Raw genomic sequence first — 20043 nt, forward strand, 5'->3', positions numbered from 1 at the left:
GACATATCAAACTGAGTGCATTAGCATTGAAAATACCGTCATACATTAGGTGCAAAGACAGCTTGCCAGCAGTTTATACTCCCTGAAACAACCGCGTCGACATGTAGCGTTCGCCCGTGTCGCAGGCAAAGGTAACGATATTCTTGTCCTGCATTTCTGGCCGCGCCGCAAGGTCAAGGGCCGCACGCACGTTGGAGCCTGTGGATATGCCCGCCATGATGCCGTGCTCCATGAGCATCTGGGCGGTTCTTATGGCTTCCTCGCCGTCCATCTGGATAATCTCGTCCAAAAGCGCGCGGTCAAGGATGGCAGGCACAAAATCAGCCCCAATACCCTGAATGAGGTGAGGCCCTGGTTTGCCGCCCGAGAGCACCGGCGAAGCGGCTGGCTCCACGGCAACTACCCTGAAACCGGGGATGCGCTCCTTGAGATACCGCCCTACGCCAGTGATGGTCGAGCCGGAGCCAACGCCCGCAACCAGCACGTCCATCTTTCCCACGCTGTCCTTGAAAATTTCCGGCCCGGTGGTCTTGTAATGGGCCACCACAGCCTGCGGATTGGTAAACTGGCCGAGTACAAAGGCATCCTGTTCATCAGCAATGAGTTTCGCAGCGGCCACAGCCCCGCTCATGCCCTGTTCCGCCGGGGTGAGCACAAGCTCTGCGCCCAGCGCCCGCAACAGGTTGCGGCGCTCAACGCTCATGGATTCGGGCATGGTCAGTATGCAGCGAAAGCCACGCACCGAGGCAACCAGGGCCATGCCGATGCCCATATTGCCGCTTGTGGCCTCCACCAGCACCCCACCCGGCTCTACACGCCCCTCTTCCAGAGCTTCGCCAACAAGGTGAAAAGCCACGCGATCCTTGATGGAACCGCCGGGATTGCGATTTTCAAGCTTCAGCCAGACAGTGCCGGGCAGATCGCGTGAAAGATCAAGCCGCAGCATGGGGGTGTTGCCAATGGTTTGTAAAATGCTGGTTAACATGAAAACATAAGCCTCACAGTAAAAAATACCAGGAAATCCGGCTCTATGGCAGATATTCGCTTTACAATGGAAGAGTTTTGCTTAACTCTTTACATATAACCATAGAAGAATCCGTGCACATTGGCAATTTTCGGTCTGGCCGCTCCAATAGCCCCTTCAGGGAGGATACCATGAAGATTCTGCAAGTAACCACTGTGTTCATAGCCCTTGTTATTGCCCTTTCCGGCGGGCTTGCCCACGCCAAGGCCGACACCGTGGCGCTGTATACCGAAGCCGTCATGACAGGCGACGTCCCGGCCCTTGAAACCCTGCTGGCCCCCAACTACTGGCATATCAACGCCAACGGGCACATTGAGGACAAGGAACACTTCATCAATACCATCAAGAGCAAGGAACTGGTCATTGATCGCCTGACCTTCACCAATGCCCGCACTGCCTTGATCAGCGACGCCAAGCTCATCACCGGCACAGGCTACCTCAAGGCCAAGGCCACGCCTGCGCTGCCCGAGGGCCTCATGCGCATTACCGTGGTGGTCATCACCAACAAGGGGCGCGAGCAGGTGGTGCTGTTCCAGGCCACTCCTGTGATTGCCACCGAAGACTGCAACGACGGCAACTGCAAGATCCAGTAAGGTTAAAATACCGATCAGCCCGATGGGGGCCATCAGGCCGGGGCATCTGCACCCGGCCTTTTTTGTGCGGAAGAATCCTGGGCAGAAGAAATAAAAAGCCGCGCCTGCTAACAGGGGCGGCTTTTAAACGTAACCCGGGGTATGGCGGGGCCGGATTTCGCGTGGTGGGAAAGATCGGAGGCGAAAAGTAATCATTGTGAGCGTTTCAGTCATGCAGGCATCAAAACAGCAGGCAGATCAAACAATGCTTGGTCATATTTCGCGGGGGCTCTCAAATCAAAGAACCCCCGCAAAACATCTCAATATTCAGATGCCTAGGCTGGCGAAACTTCAAAGTTGGCAGCCACCTTCACCCTGTCGCCCACAATGGCTGCCGGGATGTTGGGGCCAATGCCAAAGTCGCTGCGATTCACCTCGCCAGTGATGCTGAAAGACTGCGTTTCCTTGCTGTTGATGGGGTTGGTGATACGGTCGCTGGCTGTGATGTTGAACGTCACTTCTCTCGAGGTGCCGCGCATTTCGAGCAGGCCTGTTATGGTTCCGGTATGATCCGGCCCAAGGCGCACAGCTGTGCTCTGAAAGGTAACTTCGGGGTGCTGCGCCACATCAAAAAAATCCGGCGAGCGCAAGTGCTCGTCCCGCGCATGCACATGCGTGTCAATACTCACAGCCTTGGCCGTCATGGTAAAGACTGCGTCAGAAAGATCATCGTTGCCGGTTTCAAGGTCAATGGCAACGTCTGCAAACCTGCCGTTAATGTCGGTAATCATGAGATGCCGCACCACAAAACCAAGGTGCGAATGGTCGGGATCGTTCTTCCAGGTAGCCATAACAACCTCCCGCTTAGTGCAGGTTGCGCTCAAATCTATATTGCTGTTTTTAACGGCAACGCCTGCCGAAAAAACATACGTTCAAGCTATGGATTTTAGTTAAGGCTCTACGCTGCCGAGTCAAGCTGTTCCAGATGATTTATCAAAAAAAATTGCGCCGCTGCCCGCCCTTGCTCGTGATACGCGGGCAGTGCAGGGTGTTCTGCGGCAGACCCAAAGCTTGCCGCAGAACACCCTGCCAACAGCAAAACCTGTTGCAGCCTAAAACACGCCCGGCAAACCATGATCCCGCAAAGCCGCATCACAGGAACCCAGATGGTAGGTGGTGTGCGAGGCCAGCATGGCAATCATGGCCGCATAGGTGAGATCCCGGCCAATTTTTTTACTCACGCGCTCCTGCACCTTGGTCAGGTCGGCATTGGAAAGCGCCGCCAGCCGTGCGTCCACTGCGGCCTTTACGGATTTGCCGTAAGCCTGCATGGCTTCTTTGCTCACAACATCCTTGCCCTGCTCCTTGAGCATCAGCACGCCAATACCGGCAGGCGCGGGCAAAAAAGTTTCGTCGTCACTTTCAAGGATAAAGAAGTTCAGCACGGCAATGGCGTGGGCCACCTGCTGCCACACGGGCCAGCCGCCGTTGGTTTCGGCCCAGATGTTTTCGGGGCAGGTGTCCATATACTGGGCCAACAGGGCCCAGGAGCGCTGATAAGGTTCTTCAAGGGCGGCAACAATTTCTCTGGACATGGCTTTTCCTCTTCTTTCAGGTTTGGCGCACAGCTTGCCTGTGCGTAAAAGGCCGCTCAAACACAAAACCGCCGCAGCGCCGCAATTGCGGGCATACGGCGGTTCCATGCGACAGCGGTGCAGGCAAAGCCTGCCGCGCCATTTATTCGAAGCGGCTTGCCCCGGTGATCAGCACCATGTCGGTGGGCACATTTTCATGAAAGCCCACAGTCTTGGTTTTAACCTTGGCAATTTTGTCCACATTCTCCATGCCTTCGGTCACTTTGCCGAAAACGCAGTAACCCCAGCCGTCAGGGGTGGGGGAGCTGTGGTTGAGAAAATCGTTGTCCACCAGATTGATGAAGAACTGGGCGGTGGCGCTGTGGGGATCGCGGGTGCGGGCCATGGCCAGGGTGCCGCGCTCGTTTTTGAGGCCGTTGTCGGCTTCGTTGGTCACAGGCTCGCGGGTAGACTTTTCGTCCATGCGCGCGCCGAGGCCGCCGCCCTGGATCATGAAGCCGGGGATAACGCGATGAAAAATGGTGTTGGCATAAAAGCCGTCATCCACATATTTCAAAAAATTGGCAACGGTTTGGGGGGCCTTGTCGGCATAAAGCTCCACAAGAATGTCGCCGGAGGAAGTCTCCAGCAAAACCGTAGGATTGTCGGACATGGGTGCTCCTTGAATGGTTATTCTGCACAGCGGGCGTTCGCCCCGCCATTGGCGCGAATATAGGGTATGGAAGCGCGGATGACAATGCCCGTTTCCCGGTATAGGCTTCGCAGCATGAACCGCAAGACTTCCAAGCCCCAACCGGCAACACTGCCGGGCATGCCGGAACAGGCCGCTGCCAGCACGCATCTGCCGCCCCAGGATCACCTTGGCGAACTGCAAAACGCCCTGCTCGACTGGTTTGCCGCAAACCAGCGCCGCCTGCCGTGGCGGGTCAACTACACGCCCTACGAAGTGTGGATTTCAGAGGTCATGCTCCAGCAAACCCAGATGGAGCGGGGCGTCAGCTATTTCAACCGCTGGATGCAGCGCTTCCCCGACATAGCCAGCCTCGCCGCCGCCAGCGAGGAAGACGTGCTGCGCCAATGGGAAGGCCTCGGCTACTATTCGCGCGCCAGACACATCCTGACCGCCGCCCGCAAAATCATGGCGGAACACGGCGGCGTTTTTCCCTCAGAGCTTGAAGCCATCCGTGGTTTGCCCGGCGTTGGCCCCTACACGGCAGGCGCGGTGGCAAGCATTGCCTTTGGTGAAAAACTGCCGTGCGTGGACGCCAATGTGGAACGCGTCATTGCGCGCATTTTTGATGTGGACAGCCCCGTCAAGCAGAACCCGGCAGCGGGGATCATCCACCGCTGGGCCTTGCGGCTGGTGCCCGAGGGCAAATCGCGCGAGCACAATCAGGCCATGATGGAGCTTGGGGCGCTTGTTTGCGGCAAAAAACCGCGCTGCGCAGAATGCCCGCTGGCCCAATTCTGCATCAGCCTGCATCTGGGGATCACAGACCAGCGCCCGGTGCCCGGAAAGCGAGCCACCATCAAGCCCGTCAACGCCGTGACCGGGGTTTTACGCTGCGGCAACAAGTTTTTTGTGCAAAAGCGCCCGCCTTCGGGCGTGTGGGGCAATCTGTGGGAATTTCCCGGCGGCCGGGTTGAGCAGGATGAGAGTCCCGAACAGGCCACCGTGCGGGAATTTATGGAAGAAACGGGCTTTGCCGTGCGAGTGGCGGCGCAGTATGGCATTATCCGGCACGGATACACCACCTACCGCCTGACGCTGCACTGCTTTGGCCTTGAGTTTGACAGTGCGGCTGCACCGGTTGACCCGCCACAACCGCCGCTACTTTCTGCCGCCACCGAGGCCCGCTGGGCCACACCACAAGAGCTGGACACTCTGGCAATGCCCGCTGCACACCGCAAGCTGGCAGACAAGCTTTTTTCTATTGGAAAAGACAGCGCTGCTGCCGCAAATACGGCTGTCCCCCGTCAGGCAGACCTACCCCTGAAAAAACCATAGCAGACCGCTGAAGGTATTCTCTCCAAGAAACAGGGGCGGGCCATACGGCCCGCCCTTTGCGCTATTAGTCGGCAATGACCGAAAGTACGGTCTTTTGGGGGTTCTGTTTGCAGACCTTCATGATCTGGGTCAGGTTGTTTTCCACAGCGTTGACATCCAGGGTCGTGTCGCCGGTTTTGGCGCTGGCGTAACCATCAAGCCAAAAATAGAACATGGTCATGGTCTGGGCGTCCAACTGCACAAACGAACTGCAAGGCAGCTTGCCGAAATCTATCTTGTCGCTCTTTGCCGAGGCAGTCATGGGCAAGGCAAGCATGGCCGCCAGCACGATTGCAAAACATACTTTTTTCATCTTGCACTTCCAGTGTTACAGGTTTCAGGACGTACAACAGGTAGCATAAAGAGCATTTTGAAGCATGATCAAATCCATTGCTGCAATGTCTTAAATCTGGACAAAAAGATGAATTATTCCTTTTATCCAATAATATTCAAGCTATGCATGGACAATAATATGCCAGAGCAGCGTCCGGTTTAACCAGACACCACATAAGGTATATACCCACATTGCCCTCAATGCTACGCACGGTATAAAAACACTCCCTTATTTTTTATATTTTGTCGATATACTGCCAATAATTCAGATACATCCACAAACATAATAAAAATTGAGTGCTCTCGCAGTATAAAAATACAATTCATAATATACGCAAACAACTCATACGCGATAATTTATAATTCACGCAGAACAGCCATGTACATTGCCGCATAAATATAAAATATTCAGCATTACAAAATCCTTGCCCAACCTGTTTTACTTCTCCATTCCAGCTGCCGCCGGGCAAATGCTTAAATGCTGATCATATTTTCAACTCACTCTACCCATCAATAAGAAAACGCGGCTTTGCAGCCGCGTTTTCTTAGCTCGTTCCCAAAGGGAAAAAAGTGCGTTTACACCTATTTGCCGGATGCCCCCGCCGCCATCTTTTTGCGCTCCATAACCTTGGCTACGGCCTCGGCCAGCCCGCCGAGCGAGGTTTCCTTGTAGCGGGACTGCAAATCAAGCCCGGTGCGGTACATGACCTCAATGATATCATCCAGCGAGATCACCCGCTGCCGCCCGTCTTCCAGCCGCGACAACTGGGCGCAGTTGACCGCGCGCTCCGCAGCCACGCCATTGCGTTCGATGCATGGAATCTGCACCAGCCCCCCCACAGGATCACAGGTAAGGCCGAGGTTGTGTTCCATGCCGATTTCCGCCGCCACTTCCACCTGTTTGACGTTGCCGCCCGTAACCGCACAGTACGCGCCAGCAGCCATGGAGCAGGCCACGCCAACTTCGCCCTGGCAGCCTACCTCCGCGCCGGAAATGGACGCATTGAGCTTGTAAAACAGGCCAATGGCCCCGGCAGTGAGTAAAAAATCACGCGCGCCGTCATCCGTCGCGTGGGGGTAAAAATTCAGATAATACAGCAGCACAGCCGGCACAATACCCGCCGCGCCATTGGTGGGCGCGGTCACAATGCGACCGCCGGAGGCGTTTTCTTCCGCCACGGCAAAGGCATAGAGCATGGGCCACAGGCTGAGGTCGCGCCGCCCGGCTGCTTGCAGGGCGCTGACCTTGCGCAGCAGGTTGGGCGCGCGGCGGCGCACATTGTACCCGCCCGGCAGCACGCCGTCTGTATAGCAGCCGCGCTCCACGGCCTCGCGCATGACGTCTGTGATGGCCGTTACGCGCTCGTTGACCTCGCTTTCAGACCGCCAGAATACTTCGTTGGCCATAACGATCTGCGCGATGGTCTTGTTTTCGCGGGAGCAGATGTCAAAGAGCTCTGAAGCTTTTTCGTACGGATAGGGGGGCGTGGCGTACAGTTCGCGCGGTCTGTCAAAATCGTCGTCTGTGCGGATAAACCCGCCGCCGATGGAATAGAAATTTTTGGAGTATATCAGCGCGCCGTCGGCGCTGAAGGCCGAAAGCGTCATCGCATTGGAATGTTTGGGTAGAAATATGCCCTTGTGCTGGCATACATCGCGCTCAAAATTAAAAGGGATGGTGTAGGCGCACATGAGCACCAGATCGGCATTGTTTTGCAGATCCGCGGTGCGGCGGGCCATATGGACAATGTCCACCTCCTGTGGTTCCTCCCCCTCAAGCCCCGCCAGCACGGCCCCAATGGTGCCGTGCCCCTCGCCGGTAAGCGCCAGCGAACCGTAAAGCTCCACCTTTACCCGGCCTACCAGAGGCAGCATGCCCAAAACGGCAAGCTCGCCCGCAAAGGCCTTGCCCGCAATCATGGGGCCAATGGTATGGGAACTGGACGGCCCTATGCCGATCTTGAACAGATCAAAAACGCTGAGCATGACGCTCCTCCCGCAAACCGCATGTCAAGGCGCAATGGCCTTTGCCGCAACATATCCCGTAATGGTCACAAGACACAAGCGCTTAGCGAAAACTGCCCTACTTCCTGAGGGCAGCAGGGCTTGCCCCGCGCAATGCAGCAGCCTTGTCCGCCACGCGCTGCATGAATTCCAGCAGATTTTCCTTTTCCTGCGCGCTGAGCACACTGGTCACGGCATCGTCCCATGTTGCAATAACTTCCATTATCTGGGGATACAGCTCCCGCGCCCGCTCGGTGGGAAAAACCGCCGCCGTCCGCTTGTCCACAGGATTAACCTGCCGCCGGATAAGCCCTTTCTTTTCAAGCTGGGCCAGAGTGCGGGCAACATTGCTTTTGTTCACGCAGATACGTTCGGGCAGTTTGTCCTGAGTGATGCCAGGGTCGCGGCACAGGTTGAGAATGAACAGATACTGGCTGCTGTTGATGCCAAAAGGCGCAAGCGCCCGGTTGAGGTACATGTAGTAATGCCGGTTTGCCAGCGTGATCCATTTGTAGACAAGTTCCATGACATATTCCTGTGGCTGGTTGTCAGCAGACTCTGCAAGCCGACTCCCAATGGATTGCGGCAGGCAAGGCCGCAAAAAAAGGCTACGCTTGAGGGGCTTGCCTTGACAAGTGCGCGGCCAGGGGGCCATAAATCGTTGCGTGCGCAACGAACTGCCTTGAACCCTGTTATGGAGGTCAGGCCATGCCCAGGAAACACCTTCACGGCCCAGCGGCCCAGCAGACAGAAGCAGGTTTCATTGAGACCTTTGCCGCCATTTGCCGGGGCAACTTTTTGGTTGTCACCTGCATCAACATGTTGTTGATGACGGACTACTATCTCATCTTTGTCACCGGCACGGCCCATGTGCAAAAAACCTTTGGCACCAGCCTGAGCACAGCAGGGCTGACCTCGGGCATCATGGTCATCGGCTGCCTTGTGGGACGATTCCTTTCAGGCAACCAGCTCTCCACATTTGGGGGTAAACCCTGCCTGCTTGCGGGCCTGCTGCTGTTTACCGCAAGCATTGGCGGCCTGTTCCTGGTGGATTCTCTGCCCATGCTTTTTGTGCAGCGCTTTGCTGCCGGCTTTGGCATAGGCGTAGCCGGAACCGCCACAGGAGCCATTGTGGCCTATGTGGTTCCTGTACGGTTTCATGGTCTGGGTATAGGTCTTTTTACCATGAGTGCCGCACTGGCGCTGGCCCTCGGGCCATTTTTGGGCATCTTCCTTTCCCTCAGGTACGGATACCACACCCTCATGCTGCTCAATGCGGGCATCAGCTTGCTGTGTCTGGGAATTTTCTGCTTTTTGCACAACCTGCCGCCCATGCGCCAGCCTGCGCGCCCGGTTTTGAGCCTGTACAGCTATATTGACCCGCGAGTGGTGCGCTTTTCTCTGGTGGCGCTTGCCGTGTGCCCGAGCTATGGCTGTATACAGGCATTCTTGCCTTCCTTTGCGGCGGAGCACGGACTCACGAGCACAGCCAGCATTTTTTTTCTGTGTTACGCCGGGGCGGCCATGCTCACGCGGCCCCAAAGCGGCCGCTTGTTTGACCGGCACGGCGAACACGTGATTTTGTACCCTGCCCTGTTGCTCACGGCTCTGGCCCTGTTTGTGCTTTCGCGCGCAGATAGCGCTGCCGTGCTGCTGTGCGCGGGCCTGCTGCTGGGCGTGGGCTTTGCCAACTTTCAATCTGTGGGGCAGGCGGTATCCCTCTCGCTGGTTTCACGCTCGCGCTATGCGCAGGCAACCACAACATTCTACATCTTCTTTGACCTTGGTATCGGCCTTGGGCCTTACATATTCGGCCATCTTATTCCTTCAATAGGCTACAGCGGCATGTATCTGACCCTGAGCATCGTAGTTCTGGCTTCGGTTGGCATATACCGTATTGTTCATGGTGGATGGGCGCGCTGAACCGGGGGCATGGCGCAGGGGTGCGCAAGCTGCGGGCTTGCCTCTTTTTTCCTCCGGTTGTAGGCTGATGGATAAAGATATTTCCCAAGCTACGAGGAATACATGGCAAACAAAAAGCCCCCCAAAAAGTCCGCAGATACTCCCACGGCAGCGCAGCTTTCCACGCCCGCCGACAGCACATCCACCCCGGAAACCGCCCCCCAGGCTGAACAGCCCCACGGCATCAGCAAGGTCAGCAAGGGTGTGTTTTTTGTAGGCATCGCCGTTGCCCTTGTGCTGGGCGTCTATGTGGGCAGCCTTGTGCCGTCAATATTCACGCAGGAACCCGCGCAACAAGCGCCCGCAGGCCAGACGCAGGCGGCTTCGCAGGCTTCGGGGCAGCCTTCCGCTCAGCCTTCCGGCCAGGCCAAGCAGGACAACCAGCCTCCCATTCCGCCCGAGCTGGCAGCCAAAATCGCCTCCATGGAACAAAATGTCCTTGCCAACCCCAAGGACGCGAACAACTGGACAGACCTTGGCAATCTTTATTTTGACACCGGCCAGTCGCGCAAGGCCGCCAGCGCCTACGAGCGTTCGCTGGCTCTTGCCCCTGACAATGCCGATGTGCTGACCGACCTTGGCATCATGTACCGCGAGCTTGGCGAATACGACAAGGCCGTGACGAGCTTCCGCCGCGCCTCCAGCGTCAATCCCCGGCATGAAAACGCCATGTTCAACGAGGGCGTGGTGCTTTACTTCGACCTCAAGCGCAAGGACGACGCCATGAAGGCATGGCAGCGCCTGCTGGCAGCCAACCCCGCTGCGCGCGCTCCTGACGGGCAGTCTGTTTCTGACGTAATCAGAAACCTGCGCTAGGCACAGCTGCGGCCAAAAGCCGTCCCAGCACGACAAACCGCCCCCTGCATCGGATTTGGAGGCGCATTCGCGCCTGAAGGGGGAAAGACCATAGATAGATCGGTGATCATACAGGCGGAACGACCATGACTCTCACTCCCTCCGGCATTTCGCGTGCGTTGCTGCGCGCCTGCGCCCTTTTTTTGTGCATAGCCTGCGCAGGTATTGGAGCGCCGTCGACGGCGCACAGCGGCATGATTCCGCCCGTGTTGCGTTCAGCAAGCACGCCGCTGCTGCCCGACCTGCAATACTTTATTGACGTGACGGGAACCATGGATGTGGAGGAGGCTGCCGCCCCTTCCAACAGCCAGATGTTCAAACCCCTGAACGTCAAGGAACTGCCGCGAGTCACCGGAGTGATGTGGCTGCGCTTTACCTTGGCCCCTCTGCCCGCAGGGGGGCGCTCGCAGGCCATGCTGCTGGACATGGGGCCGGATGTTCCGGCTGACCCTGTTCTGTACGAACCTGCCGCCAACCCAACGACAGACAGCGTTGAATGGCGCGAGATTCTCCCGAGCCACCGCAATGTGATGCTGCTGCCCGAGCCGGGGGCCGACCCGATCACCTGCTATATTCGCCTGGACGGCCTGCCGGGCATCTGGTTTTCCCCCATGCTGCGCAGCCCGCAGGACGCCGCCTCCAACTGGGGCAGCCTTGCAGGCACTGCCGCCCTGCTGGCTCTTGCCGTGGTCATGCTGCTGTGCCTTTTGCGCGGACTCTCCGAAAGGGGCCAGTGGCGCATCTGGACAGCGCTTTACGTGGGCGTTGCTCTTGCGCAGGGCATAGTTGGCATGCCTGCCTACGGCTCCGGCAGCATAACCCTGAATCAGGCCCTGGCGGTGCTTGCGCCTGGTCTGGCGCTCATGCTCCTGCCCCACGTGGGCCGTCATCTTATGCGTACGAGGGGCCGCTCCCCCCTGCTGGACGCCCAGTTTATATTGCTTTCCCTGCCGGGAGCGGCACTGGCCCTGCTGCCGCTCCTCCCCGGTTTTAGCTGGAGCATCCGTTTTCTTTCCCTCTGGCCTGCCTGCACGGCGATCTTTACCCTGAGCGCCCTTGGCGGGGCCCTCATGGGCCTTGGCGGCTCACGGCGTTTTCTTTTGGGCTGCCTTGTGCCGCCCCTGTTTGTGGCTGCGGGCGTCATGGGGCTTGATTACGGCTACGCCGCAAATCTGCTGGCTTCTGCTCCGCTTTGGGGCACGGCCCTGAGCGCCCTGCTCATTGCCGGAACAGGCATGCCGCGTGATGCCGCCCAAACTGAAGAAGCCAACAAGGCCACAAAGCGCGAATCCGCAGCGGCGAGCAAACGTAACGCTGCCGCGCTGGATGCAGCGCTGATCAGTTCCAGCCTTGGCGCCGGGCCAAACGATGGCCCCATCAGTCTTGATACCCCGCTGGACGACCCCAATCTGCGTCTCTTGCCTCCCTCTGCCGTCACAGGCAAAACCGCCGCTGACTTTTCCGCCCTGCCGGTGGATATTTCTGACAATTCCGATCTGGAACCAGTTGCAGCGCCTGCCAGAAACCAGAAAAAATCCGCCTCCGCCGTTGATCCCGGCATATGGGAAAATCTGCTGCGCCCGCCGCTGGATCGCCTCATGCGCGAAGGCGCGGCTCTCGGCCATTGCTCTCTGCCACCTGCGGTGCGCCAGTATGCCGAGAACATGCTTGGCGCGGCTGGCGATCTTGCCAGAATTATTGACAATCCCGGCAAAGAGCTGGATCAGACCAGCGTTGGCGAACAGCGCGCAGCTTTCAACCTGCAACACCTTGTACGCGAGGCGCACGATGCCGTGACCGCCGCCGCCGAGAACTCGGGTATTGGCCTTGCGTGGTACATGCCCCCGCTGTTGGGGCACATGTATGAGGGACAGGCCCGCGCCCTGCGCGAAACCCTCGGCCTGCTGCTTGAAAGCGCCGTACGCGCCACCAAAAGAGGTGCAGTGCACCTTTCTGTGCGGCGTGTGCCCGAAACCGCCGATCCGGGCCATCTGCTGTTTACTGTGACCGACACCGGGGCGGGCATTCCGCCGCGCGACAGATCATCACTGGCGCTCACCCGCGCATGGGAACTGGCCGGTTCCAACAGCGGTTACCTCAATGTGGAATGCGGCCCACAGGGAACATCCATTGCCTTTACCCTGCGCCTGAAGCCGCTGGAGAACGAAACCGAAGCAGAAGCTGCGCCGGAACCACAGCGCGCGCCCACCATTACAGTGGTGGCCGAAAGCGCCGTTGACCGTCAGGCGTTAGCCCACATGATAACCACCCTCGGCTGCAACAGCACCCAGGCCCGCAGCATGCGGGAAGCGCTGGAATGCAACCGCGAAGCTCCCGCACTCATGCTGGTGACTCAGGATCCCCACGACGGCCCCGCAGAGGCGGACGCTCTGGGGCGCTTTGAGGCCGAAGCCCTCAAGGCCGGGCTGCCCGTGTTCAAGGCCCTTGCCGTCACCAAGGACAATACCCGCTGGGATGAACTGGCAGACACGGGATACACCCACGCCCTGCTTGAACCTGTGGACGCGGAAGCCTTTGCCGCTACCCTGCGGGAAGTGCTGGACGAAGCTGGATTTACAGACCATGGCCCGGCTGTGTCAGCAGTGTCGGCCCCTGTCCCTGCGGCAGAAGAAAACGATCCTGTGCAGCCCGCAGAGGATATTCCCCTGCCCGCTCACGAGGAAAATTCGCCCGAGTCCGAGAGCCTGCCTGCCGATGCTGCACCCAGCGTACAGGCACAGGAGCAGAACCAGCTGCCCGATCTCTTTGGCCACGACGCCTCCTTGCAGGATGCCCTGCCCGACACGGGCGCATCCGTGGATTCTCAGCCGCTGACAATGCCGCTACCGCATGATGGGTTGCTGTCTTCCCCGCAATCGCTGAATTTTGGCACCGCCGACCAGTCTGGCATGCTGCTGCCCATGATGGAAGATTCCCCGCAGGCAGAAGAAGACGCGCCCATTGAACTGACTGATCTTTTGCCCCCCGAGGACTCTGCACAGGATGCCGGACAGGCGCTTGTTGCCATGCCTGACACTCCAGAAATTTCCCTGGAGGAACCTGCCGCCGCTGTTCCCGCTCCTGTAGAAAAGGAAGCAGCCCCGGTAGAAGAGCAAACTGCGTCTCAGCAGCCTGAACCGCTGGATATTTTGCCGGATGCGGCCCAGTCAGAGCCTCTGGGCATGCAGGACGATGCAGAGCATCAGCCCGAAGCGCAGCCGGAAATTATTACGGAGATTTTGCCCGAGCCATCGGCAGAAGAGCCGCAGGAAGCTGACGCTGCTACCCCGCAGCAGGAAGCCTCGCAGGCGGCGAGCAACACTGACGCTGAATTTATGGCCTCGGCTGGCCTTGAAGGCCCGCTGTGGGCGGCAGAAGCCCCTGCGGCCCCGCAGGCGAACGAGCTGGCGCCTGAACCCGCACGGGAACCCGATGCGGTGGAACAGGCGGAACTCGTCACAGATACGCCCGCAGCCGCACCTGTTCTGGAAGCAACGGAGCAAATGCCTGCCCCGGACAAGGCACCTGCTCCAATTGAAACGCTTGACTGGCCCGAACCGGAACAGCATCCCGGCCCCGCTCCTGCCGCCCGGGAAACTGTTACTCCGGCGGAATTTCTTGAGGCAGCCCTGCCTTCGGATCCGGTTTTGCCCACAGAGCCAGACGAACAGCCCATTGCCGAAAGCGCCGACACTCTCAAGGCCATGACGGGTCGGGCCGGCGAAGCCACGCTTTCCCCTGTCAACACACAGGGTTTTGATGTTCCCGCGCCTGCTGGCAAGGGCGCATGGGATACCTACAGCCTTCAGGATGAATGGGTGGGTGAACCCATGCCCATTGGCACCCCCATCAAAACAGCCAGCCCTGCGGCGCAGTCTGCGGTCCAATCTGCGCCACAGTCTGCGCCAGGTTTTGTGCAAGGCATGCCACAGACATCCGCACGGGATGCCCTGTCTGCCGCTCGCCCGCCTGCTGCGCCCGCCAGAGAAGAAAAAAGCTATGTCAGCCCCAGCCTCGCGCACCCTGGGGAATGGGTGGGTGAACCTATGCCCATGACCAAGCCCGCCAGGCAGGATGATGCCTCCGGTGCGGTCAACCAGGACTCCAAGCAGGATTCCGGGCATACTGCTGATGAAAGACGTTCCCGCCAGGTTGAAATGCCGCGCACCGCAACAGGGCGGCTCATTCTCAAACTGCTGGGCAGCGCTGGCGACCGCCCCCTTGGGGCAGACAACGAGCCACTGCCCGGCGGCAAGCCTGATCTCATGGCGGATCTAGCGGCCATGCCCCGGCAGGACACTATGCAGGCCGAGTCCCCAGCGCTTGCTGGCACGTCCGGCGCAGAGTCGCCTGCCGGAGTTTCTGCCAACGTTGCGGAACCCCAGCGTACCGCCGCGCACCTCAAGGGCAAGGCAACTGGCAATTCCATCATGAATTTCATTGCAGGCGCGGCAGAGGCGCTGCGCCATAACGGGCATGACAACGCCCAGCATGCGCCTCAAGGCGGTCACTCCGGTGAAACACCACCTGCACAAACCCCTGAGGCAGAGAGCTATAGTACGCCCCCTGCGGAGCAAAGAACCGTGGAGCCACAACCTGCCGCATTTGCGCCGCAGGCTCCTGTGCAGCCCACCGCCCCGCGTGAAACGGACCAAACTATTCCGCAGCTTGTGGCGCGGCTTGATGCCGCCATGGACGATGCACAGCAGGGCTTCAAAAACCGCCGCTGCGCGGTGGTGGGTGACGCTGCCAACCGCATTGCCTCGGAATCCGATGCCTTTGGCTTCCGCGTGCTGGCCCGTATGGCCCGGTGTGTGGAACGCGCCGCCAAGGCCAATGACATGAACGCACTGCGCGACCTGCTGCCCGAGCTGGCCGTGGCAGTTGAACGCAACCGCATCGGCCTGACCCCGCGCCGCTAAGCGGCCGCTGTCATCAGGCGCAACCAGCATTGTGATAACCTTTGACCCAAGGGAAGCCATGTATAAGACTATTCTGATCCCTGTAAGCGGAAAAAACGGCCTCAGCCGAGCCAAATCTGCCCTGAGTCACGCCAAAAAACTTGCCAGCGGCGATATTGTCCTCCTGCACATTTTTGAACCGCTGCCCCAGATTGTCGGTGGCGAAGCCCACGCCGAACTTCTGGCGGAGCAGAAGGCCAAGGGACAGACCCTGCTGAACACTGTGGTGGCGGAAATGGAAAAGCCCGTCGGGTCTGTGCGCTGCCGCATAGAAGAAGGCACCACGGCTGAAACCATCATTCGCGTGGCACATGAGGAAAATGCAGACCTTATCATCATGTTCACTGACGGGCGCGACGGGCTGCAAGACATGCTGCTCGGCTCCATAACAGAACGTGTGCTGCGCAATACCGATACGCCGCTGCTGGCCATACGCCGCTAAGTACCGCGCCATCAGTTCTGGGTGTGGCGACGCAAAATGTTTGTGAAGGCTGACTGTCACCTAGCCCGTCTTATACGCAGACATCCCTCGCCGCCCGGCCTTTAACCGCGCGCACCCACTGCTGACGCGCTCTCACTGTGGGAAAACAATGCTGCTATTTTTTGAAACACTGGGCCTCCTGGTCGCCCACATACTTTCGTGGGTTGCCGTCTGCCATGCCCTGCTGACCAAACACGACCCCCGCGCGGCCCTTGGCTGGACTGTCACGGCCCTGTTTCTGCCTGTTGTAGGCCCCATCCTGTATGCCTGTTTTGGCATCAGCAGAGCAGAAAGCAGGGCCAGCCGCATCATGCGGCGGCAACAGCCTCTGGAGCCGGATTATGCCCATCCGCCTCTTTCCAAGGTCCCACCGGAAAATATCCCTGACAGCATAGCCCGCATGGAACACATCGGGCGAGTGCTCACCGAGCAGCACCTGAGCACCGGCAATACCGTCACCCCTTTGCGCAACGGCGATCAGGCATACCCGGCCATGCTTGCTGCCATAGACAATGCCAAGGATCACGTTTTTCTCTGCACCTATATTTTCAACGCAGGCCAGGTTGCAACGGCCTTTGGCGAGGCCCTGGCCCGTGCTGCGGAGCGCGGCGTGGACGCCCGCCTGTTGGTGGACGGCATCGGCATGCTCTATTCCCTGCGCAAGCCGTGGAAAAAACTCGCCAAGCGCGGGGTGCGCGTGGCCCTGTTCATGCCGCCGCGCCTGTTTCCGCCCAATTTCAGCATCAACCTGCGCAACCACCGCAAAATGCTGGTGTGCGACACCATGGCCTTTACCGGCGGTATGAACATAGCGGACGACAACATCGCCGCAGGCAAGACCAGGTATGTGCAGGACATGCACTTTCAGTGCGAAGGCCCAATTGTGGATCAGTTGCGCCGCGCATTTTTGCTCAACTGGGGTTTCTGCACCAATAACTACACCCCCCTGCCGCCAACCACCACCCTGCCGCGCGGCGAAAGCCGCTGCCGCATAATCATGGACGGCCCCGGCTCCGAGGCGGATATCCTCAACGACATCTACTGCGCCGTCATCAATGCGGCCCGGCGCTCCGTGCGCATCATGACGCCCTACTTTCTGCCCTCGCACGGGCTGGTTTCCGCACTGCGCTCCGCAGGGCAGCGCGGTGTGGACGTGCGCGTTGTGCTGCCTGAAAAAAACAATCTCTTCTACGTGCACTGGGCGCAGTACCGCCTGCTGCCCACCCTGCTGGAAGCAGGCGTGCGCGTATGGTACCAGCAGCCCCCCTTTGCCCACACCAAGCTGCTGGCCGTGGACGGCTACTATTCACAGATAGGTTCGGCCAATCTGGACGCCCGCAGCCTGCGCCTGAACTTTGAGCTGAACATGGAAGTGTTCAACCCGGATGTGCACGACCAGATTACCGCCCACATAGACAGGGCCATCATCACGGGACGCGAAATCACCAGGGATTACCTTGCCGCCCTGCCCCTGCCCGTAAAGCTGCGCAATGCCGCCTGCTGGATATTTTCACCCTATCTGTAAAACCCATGCAAAAAGCCCCCAAGGTGTCCCTCAGCCCACATTACGGGCTAAAAAAACACCTTGGGGGCCTGAGCATGCATCCCTGAACCAAACTAGGGGCTGTTTCTCAATAAAAGATTTTACGCCGAGGACAAGGAAAACAGTGTTTTTTACGGCAGGGGTGGACGCTTTCTGTCCATGACTGGAGTAAAAAATGCTGGATGACGCAGTGACCGGCCAAAAGAATTATTGAGAAACGCCCCCTAGCCAAACACGCGCACAATATCCCTTGCGTCCATGTCGGGGTGGATGGGCTTGAGCGCCAGACGGCAAAAGTCATCAGGCCTGTCCATATCCAGCTTGAGTTCGGGGCGGCGCAGCCAGTCTTCTTCCGGATCAAACGTGCCTATTTTAAAGCTGGCGGCATTGTCCCAGATGTAGTTGAGGCAGTGCTCACGCTGCGAGGTCTGGGCGGCCTTGGCGTCCAGTTCTTCCAGCAGCTCACGCGAGAGGATTTCCGCACCAAGGCCGTCGGGCCAGAGATTGTTGCGCGGAATATGGTTATAGGCATAATCCCAGCCGCCCTGCTCATAAAAATCCACCAGCCGGTCAATGGCCCCGCTCCAGATGAGCGGATTATCGGCGCACACGCGCACCACGCGCCCGGCATCCGCCGTGCGGGCCGCAAGGCAGAACCGCGCCAGCACATCGTCCTCCGAACCGGCAACGCAGGGTACGCCGCGCCTTTGCAGATGCTCCATGAGCACACGGTCAAGGGGGGTATCCGGCACGGCCACCATGATGCCGTCAAGCTTTGCCGCCTGCGCCAGCCGCCGCGTTACCCAGTCGATAACGGGCACATCGCGCAGACAGAGCAGTGATTTCATGGGAAGCCGCGTGGAGCCGAGGCGGGCCTGAACAATGGCTATAACCTTGCCGGTCTTGCGCATGGGTGTTCCTTTGTGGAGCATGTTACGCTTGCTGCGATTCTGCGGAGGCGGCAGTTTCCACCACCTGGGGGTTGGCTGGGCCTTCCTGCAGGATGTTCTGCATGAGGGCCACAACGCGCCCCTTGTTGGCCGTAAAATTGAGGGCGTTCTGGCGATCCCAAAAGCGTTTGCGCCGGGGATTCTTGAGCATGGCCAGAAAAACATTGCGAATCTTGGCATCGCTGACCCTGTCCATAATGCCCACAAAGGCAAAGCCGTTGCGGGGGCGGGCAAAGGTATGGCGCGCCTCGCGCTCGTGGTGGGCCAGCACCATTGAAGGAATCCGCATGTGGGCCAGTTCGTACACCGTGCGCCCTGCGGAGCAGATGGCGAGGTCGGCCCCTTCCATCATGCGGCTCATGACATTGGTGGCCCAGGTAAATTCCACCAGCGGGTTATCCAGCCGTGCCAGATGCGCCTCCATGGCGTCCTTGTGGGCATAGCCCGGCCCCGCCACAAGGCGGATGCGGATGCCGTAGGCCCGGCAGATGGGTTCGATGATGTCCAGCACCCGGCGCGAGCAGTCGTTGAGATCCGTGCCGCCAAAGGTGATGAGCACTGTCCTGAGTTCAGGGCGGAAGGGATTGCGCGCCGCGCCCAGAAATTCATCTCGCAGGCAAAAATAATCCGGCCCGTAGCGCAGGCGTTCGTTGCTGTCCCTGTCTTCATACAGGGCATTGACCACCAGCCGCGCCCAGTCCGCGCCGGGGCCTTCATCCTCAAAGTTGACGCAGCGCACGCCAGCCGTGGTCAGGCGCGCCATATAGGCCGCCGTGGTGTTCAGAATATCGTTGACCACAAGGTCGGGCCGCATGCGCAGCACGGTGTCTGCCAACTCCTCGTTGCCCTGACGCACGATCTTGTAGTCCTTTCGGGCTATGCTTTCCACCGCCAGCTCGCTCGCGCGCGTACAGACAAAGCTGATCTTGTGATTGGTGATCTCGTGCGCCAGCATCAGTGCGCGGAACACATGCCCCATGCCGATGGCGGGCCAGCCAGCCACCACAAAGACCACATGCCGCCGTTGCAGCAGATGTTCGCAGATCCACCAGTCCTGATAGCCCTGAATTTCAATGGCCCTGTCGTTGAGAAAATAGGGCACAATCTTGCCGCGCTCAAGGGTGTGGCCGTTGGCCTTGTCCAGCAGGGCAAGCCGCAAAATAATCAGCGCGCGGCTTTCCACCACCAGCATTTTTTCGCTGTCGTGCCCGGCGTCTTCGTCCAGCAGGCTCTCAAGCCCTTCGCCCTGCACATTCCAGATGCGCTGGCGCATGCTTTTGACCGTCACCAGGCTATCGGCCTGCGCCTCGCGAAAGCGCTTCCAGGCGTCTTCCACGTCCACCCAGGTGAGCAGGGGACAGGAGGCGCGCAAAATCATGCAGTGCTCGTATTCCCGCGCAAGCTCTGTCAGCAGCCCGCGCATTTCGGTAACGATATCAAGGCTGGTGAACCGCAGATCCTTGTTCCAGTGGTGCCGCACGCCCGCGCGTTCGCAGATGAGCGCAATCTCCTGGCTGTCGGTCAGCACAACAATATCATCACCGGGCAAGACGCTGCGCGCGGTATTGACGGCCCGTTCCACAAGCGTAACCCCGGCCAGTTTTTTAACAAGCTGGTCAGGAATGACGGCATTTTTCTTGATGGCAGGTATGACGATGCAGCGTTCTTTCACGTGTGTTCTCTGCTGTGCGGAAGGAACAGGGCGCAGTGAGCAAA

The 20043-nt window shown here is 59.0% G+C and carries 16 protein-coding genes; 7 read left to right on the plus strand and 9 right to left on the minus strand.

What is annotated here, in order from left to right; translation table 11 throughout:
• Window positions 1-73: 73 nt before the first annotated feature.
• Window positions 74-985, minus strand: coding sequence for a cysteine synthase A (gene cysK / locus RDK48_RS03380; RefSeq protein WP_298997853.1), 912 nt, complete (start codon window positions 983-985; stop codon window positions 74-76).
• A gap of 170 nt (window positions 986-1155) precedes the next feature.
• Here cysK and RDK48_RS03385 point away from each other — a divergent pair, with 170 nt between their 5' ends.
• The gene (locus RDK48_RS03385; RefSeq protein ID WP_192113173.1) at window positions 1156-1617 is read left to right on the plus strand and encodes a nuclear transport factor 2 family protein; all 462 of its coding nucleotides are present in this window, start codon (window positions 1156-1158) and stop codon (window positions 1615-1617) included.
• Between the two features lie 314 nt (window positions 1618-1931).
• Here the strand turns inward: RDK48_RS03385 and RDK48_RS03390 are convergent, their stop codons facing one another.
• The 3 genes from RDK48_RS03390 to RDK48_RS03400 all read right to left on the minus strand — a co-directional run bounded on the left by RDK48_RS03390 (window position 1932) and on the right by RDK48_RS03400 (window position 3843).
• Entirely contained in the window at window positions 1932-2447 is a 516-nt protein-coding gene (locus tag RDK48_RS03390; RefSeq protein ID WP_298997851.1) for a YceI family protein, read from the minus strand.
• 261 nt (window positions 2448-2708) lie between these two features.
• Window positions 2709-3191, minus strand: a complete 483-nt coding sequence (locus RDK48_RS03395) for a DinB family protein (protein WP_298997849.1) — start codon at window positions 3189-3191, stop codon at window positions 2709-2711.
• Window positions 3192-3333: 142 nt separating this feature from the next.
• Entirely contained in the window at window positions 3334-3843 is a 510-nt protein-coding gene (locus RDK48_RS03400) for a peptidylprolyl isomerase (protein ID WP_022659070.1), read from the minus strand.
• Window positions 3844-3957: 114 nt separating this feature from the next.
• On the opposite strand from RDK48_RS03400, the gene mutY reads away from it, so the two are divergent.
• Window positions 3958-5199, plus strand: coding sequence for an A/G-specific adenine glycosylase (gene mutY, locus RDK48_RS03405; RefSeq protein ID WP_298997847.1), 1242 nt, complete (start codon window positions 3958-3960; stop codon window positions 5197-5199).
• Window positions 5200-5263: 64 nt separating this feature from the next.
• Here the strand turns inward: mutY and RDK48_RS03410 are convergent, their stop codons facing one another.
• From RDK48_RS03410 to RDK48_RS03420, 3 genes are all read right to left on the minus strand, one after another.
• Window positions 5264-5551 (minus strand): HdeA/HdeB family chaperone, encoded by a 288-nt coding sequence (locus RDK48_RS03410; protein ID WP_298997844.1) that lies wholly within the window; start codon window positions 5549-5551, stop codon window positions 5264-5266.
• A 602-nt stretch (window positions 5552-6153) separates the two neighbouring features.
• Window positions 6154-7557, minus strand: coding sequence for an L-serine ammonia-lyase (locus RDK48_RS03415; protein ID WP_298997841.1), 1404 nt, complete (start codon window positions 7555-7557; stop codon window positions 6154-6156).
• Window positions 7558-7654: 97 nt separating this feature from the next.
• Window positions 7655-8101 (minus strand): MarR family winged helix-turn-helix transcriptional regulator, encoded by a 447-nt coding sequence (locus RDK48_RS03420; protein ID WP_298997838.1) that lies wholly within the window; start codon window positions 8099-8101, stop codon window positions 7655-7657.
• 182 nt (window positions 8102-8283) lie between these two features.
• Here RDK48_RS03420 and RDK48_RS03425 point away from each other — a divergent pair, with 182 nt between their 5' ends.
• The 5 genes from RDK48_RS03425 to RDK48_RS03445 all read left to right on the plus strand — a co-directional run bounded on the left by RDK48_RS03425 (window position 8284) and on the right by RDK48_RS03445 (window position 17359).
• Window positions 8284-9498 carry an MFS transporter gene (locus RDK48_RS03425; protein WP_298997835.1) on the plus strand — a complete coding sequence of 405 codons (1215 nt, stop codon included), beginning with the start codon at window positions 8284-8286 and terminating at the stop codon, window positions 9496-9498.
• Window positions 9499-9600: 102 nt separating this feature from the next.
• Window positions 9601-10353, plus strand: a complete 753-nt coding sequence (locus RDK48_RS03430) for a tetratricopeptide repeat protein (protein WP_298997832.1) — start codon at window positions 9601-9603, stop codon at window positions 10351-10353.
• Window positions 10354-10478: 125 nt separating this feature from the next.
• Complete coding sequence (locus tag RDK48_RS03435; RefSeq protein WP_298997829.1) at window positions 10479-15314, plus strand: response regulator; 4836 nt, start codon at window positions 10479-10481, stop codon at window positions 15312-15314.
• Window positions 15315-15372: 58 nt separating this feature from the next.
• A complete protein-coding gene (locus tag RDK48_RS03440) occupies window positions 15373-15795 on the plus strand; it encodes a universal stress protein (RefSeq protein WP_298997826.1) in 423 nt (140 codons plus the stop codon).
• Window positions 15796-15943: 148 nt separating this feature from the next.
• Window positions 15944-17359 (plus strand): phospholipase D-like domain-containing protein, encoded by a 1416-nt coding sequence (locus tag RDK48_RS03445; protein WP_298997823.1) that lies wholly within the window; start codon window positions 15944-15946, stop codon window positions 17357-17359.
• Window positions 17360-17601: 242 nt separating this feature from the next.
• Here the strand turns inward: RDK48_RS03445 and RDK48_RS03450 are convergent, their stop codons facing one another.
• Together RDK48_RS03450 and RDK48_RS03455 are read right to left on the minus strand one after the other, a co-directional pair.
• On the minus strand, window positions 17602-18309 hold the full coding sequence (locus RDK48_RS03450) for a cytidylyltransferase domain-containing protein (RefSeq protein WP_298997820.1): 708 nt from the start codon (window positions 18307-18309) through the stop codon (window positions 17602-17604).
• 1 nt (window position 18310) lies between these two features.
• Complete coding sequence (locus RDK48_RS03455) at window positions 18311-19999, minus strand: cytidine 5'-phosphate N-acetylneuraminic acid synthetase (RefSeq protein ID WP_298997817.1); 1689 nt, start codon at window positions 19997-19999, stop codon at window positions 18311-18313.
• Window positions 20000-20043: the final 44 nt, after the last annotated feature.

Origin of the sequence: uncultured Desulfovibrio sp. (assembly GCF_902477725.1) — a bacterium.
Lineage (GTDB): Bacteria > Desulfobacterota > Desulfovibrionia > Desulfovibrionales > Desulfovibrionaceae > Desulfovibrio.

Excerpts from the sequence above, each read along its gene's own strand:
- cysK (WP_298997853.1), bottom strand. The coding sequence starts at position 985 with ATGTTAACCAGCATTTTACAAACCATTGGCAACACCCCCATGCTGCGG.
- RDK48_RS03385 (WP_192113173.1), top strand. The coding sequence starts at position 1,156 with ATGAAGATTCTGCAAGTAACCACTGTGTTCATAGCCCTTGTTATTGCC.
- RDK48_RS03390 (WP_298997851.1), bottom strand. The coding sequence starts at position 2,447 with ATGGCTACCTGGAAGAACGATCCCGACCATTCGCACCTTGGTTTTGTG.
- RDK48_RS03395 (WP_298997849.1), bottom strand. The coding sequence starts at position 3,191 with ATGTCCAGAGAAATTGTTGCCGCCCTTGAAGAACCTTATCAGCGCTCC.
- RDK48_RS03400 (WP_022659070.1), bottom strand. The coding sequence starts at position 3,843 with ATGTCCGACAATCCTACGGTTTTGCTGGAGACTTCCTCCGGCGACATT.
- mutY (WP_298997847.1), top strand. The coding sequence starts at position 3,958 with ATGAACCGCAAGACTTCCAAGCCCCAACCGGCAACACTGCCGGGCATG.
- RDK48_RS03410 (WP_298997844.1), bottom strand. The coding sequence starts at position 5,551 with ATGAAAAAAGTATGTTTTGCAATCGTGCTGGCGGCCATGCTTGCCTTG.
- RDK48_RS03415 (WP_298997841.1), bottom strand. The coding sequence starts at position 7,557 with ATGCTCAGCGTTTTTGATCTGTTCAAGATCGGCATAGGGCCGTCCAGT.
- RDK48_RS03420 (WP_298997838.1), bottom strand. The coding sequence starts at position 8,101 with ATGGAACTTGTCTACAAATGGATCACGCTGGCAAACCGGCATTACTAC.
- RDK48_RS03425 (WP_298997835.1), top strand. The coding sequence starts at position 8,284 with ATGCCCAGGAAACACCTTCACGGCCCAGCGGCCCAGCAGACAGAAGCA.
- RDK48_RS03430 (WP_298997832.1), top strand. The coding sequence starts at position 9,601 with ATGGCAAACAAAAAGCCCCCCAAAAAGTCCGCAGATACTCCCACGGCA.
- RDK48_RS03435 (WP_298997829.1), top strand. The coding sequence starts at position 10,479 with ATGACTCTCACTCCCTCCGGCATTTCGCGTGCGTTGCTGCGCGCCTGC.
- RDK48_RS03440 (WP_298997826.1), top strand. The coding sequence starts at position 15,373 with ATGTATAAGACTATTCTGATCCCTGTAAGCGGAAAAAACGGCCTCAGC.
- RDK48_RS03445 (WP_298997823.1), top strand. The coding sequence starts at position 15,944 with ATGCTGCTATTTTTTGAAACACTGGGCCTCCTGGTCGCCCACATACTT.
- RDK48_RS03450 (WP_298997820.1), bottom strand. The coding sequence starts at position 18,309 with ATGCTCCACAAAGGAACACCCATGCGCAAGACCGGCAAGGTTATAGCC.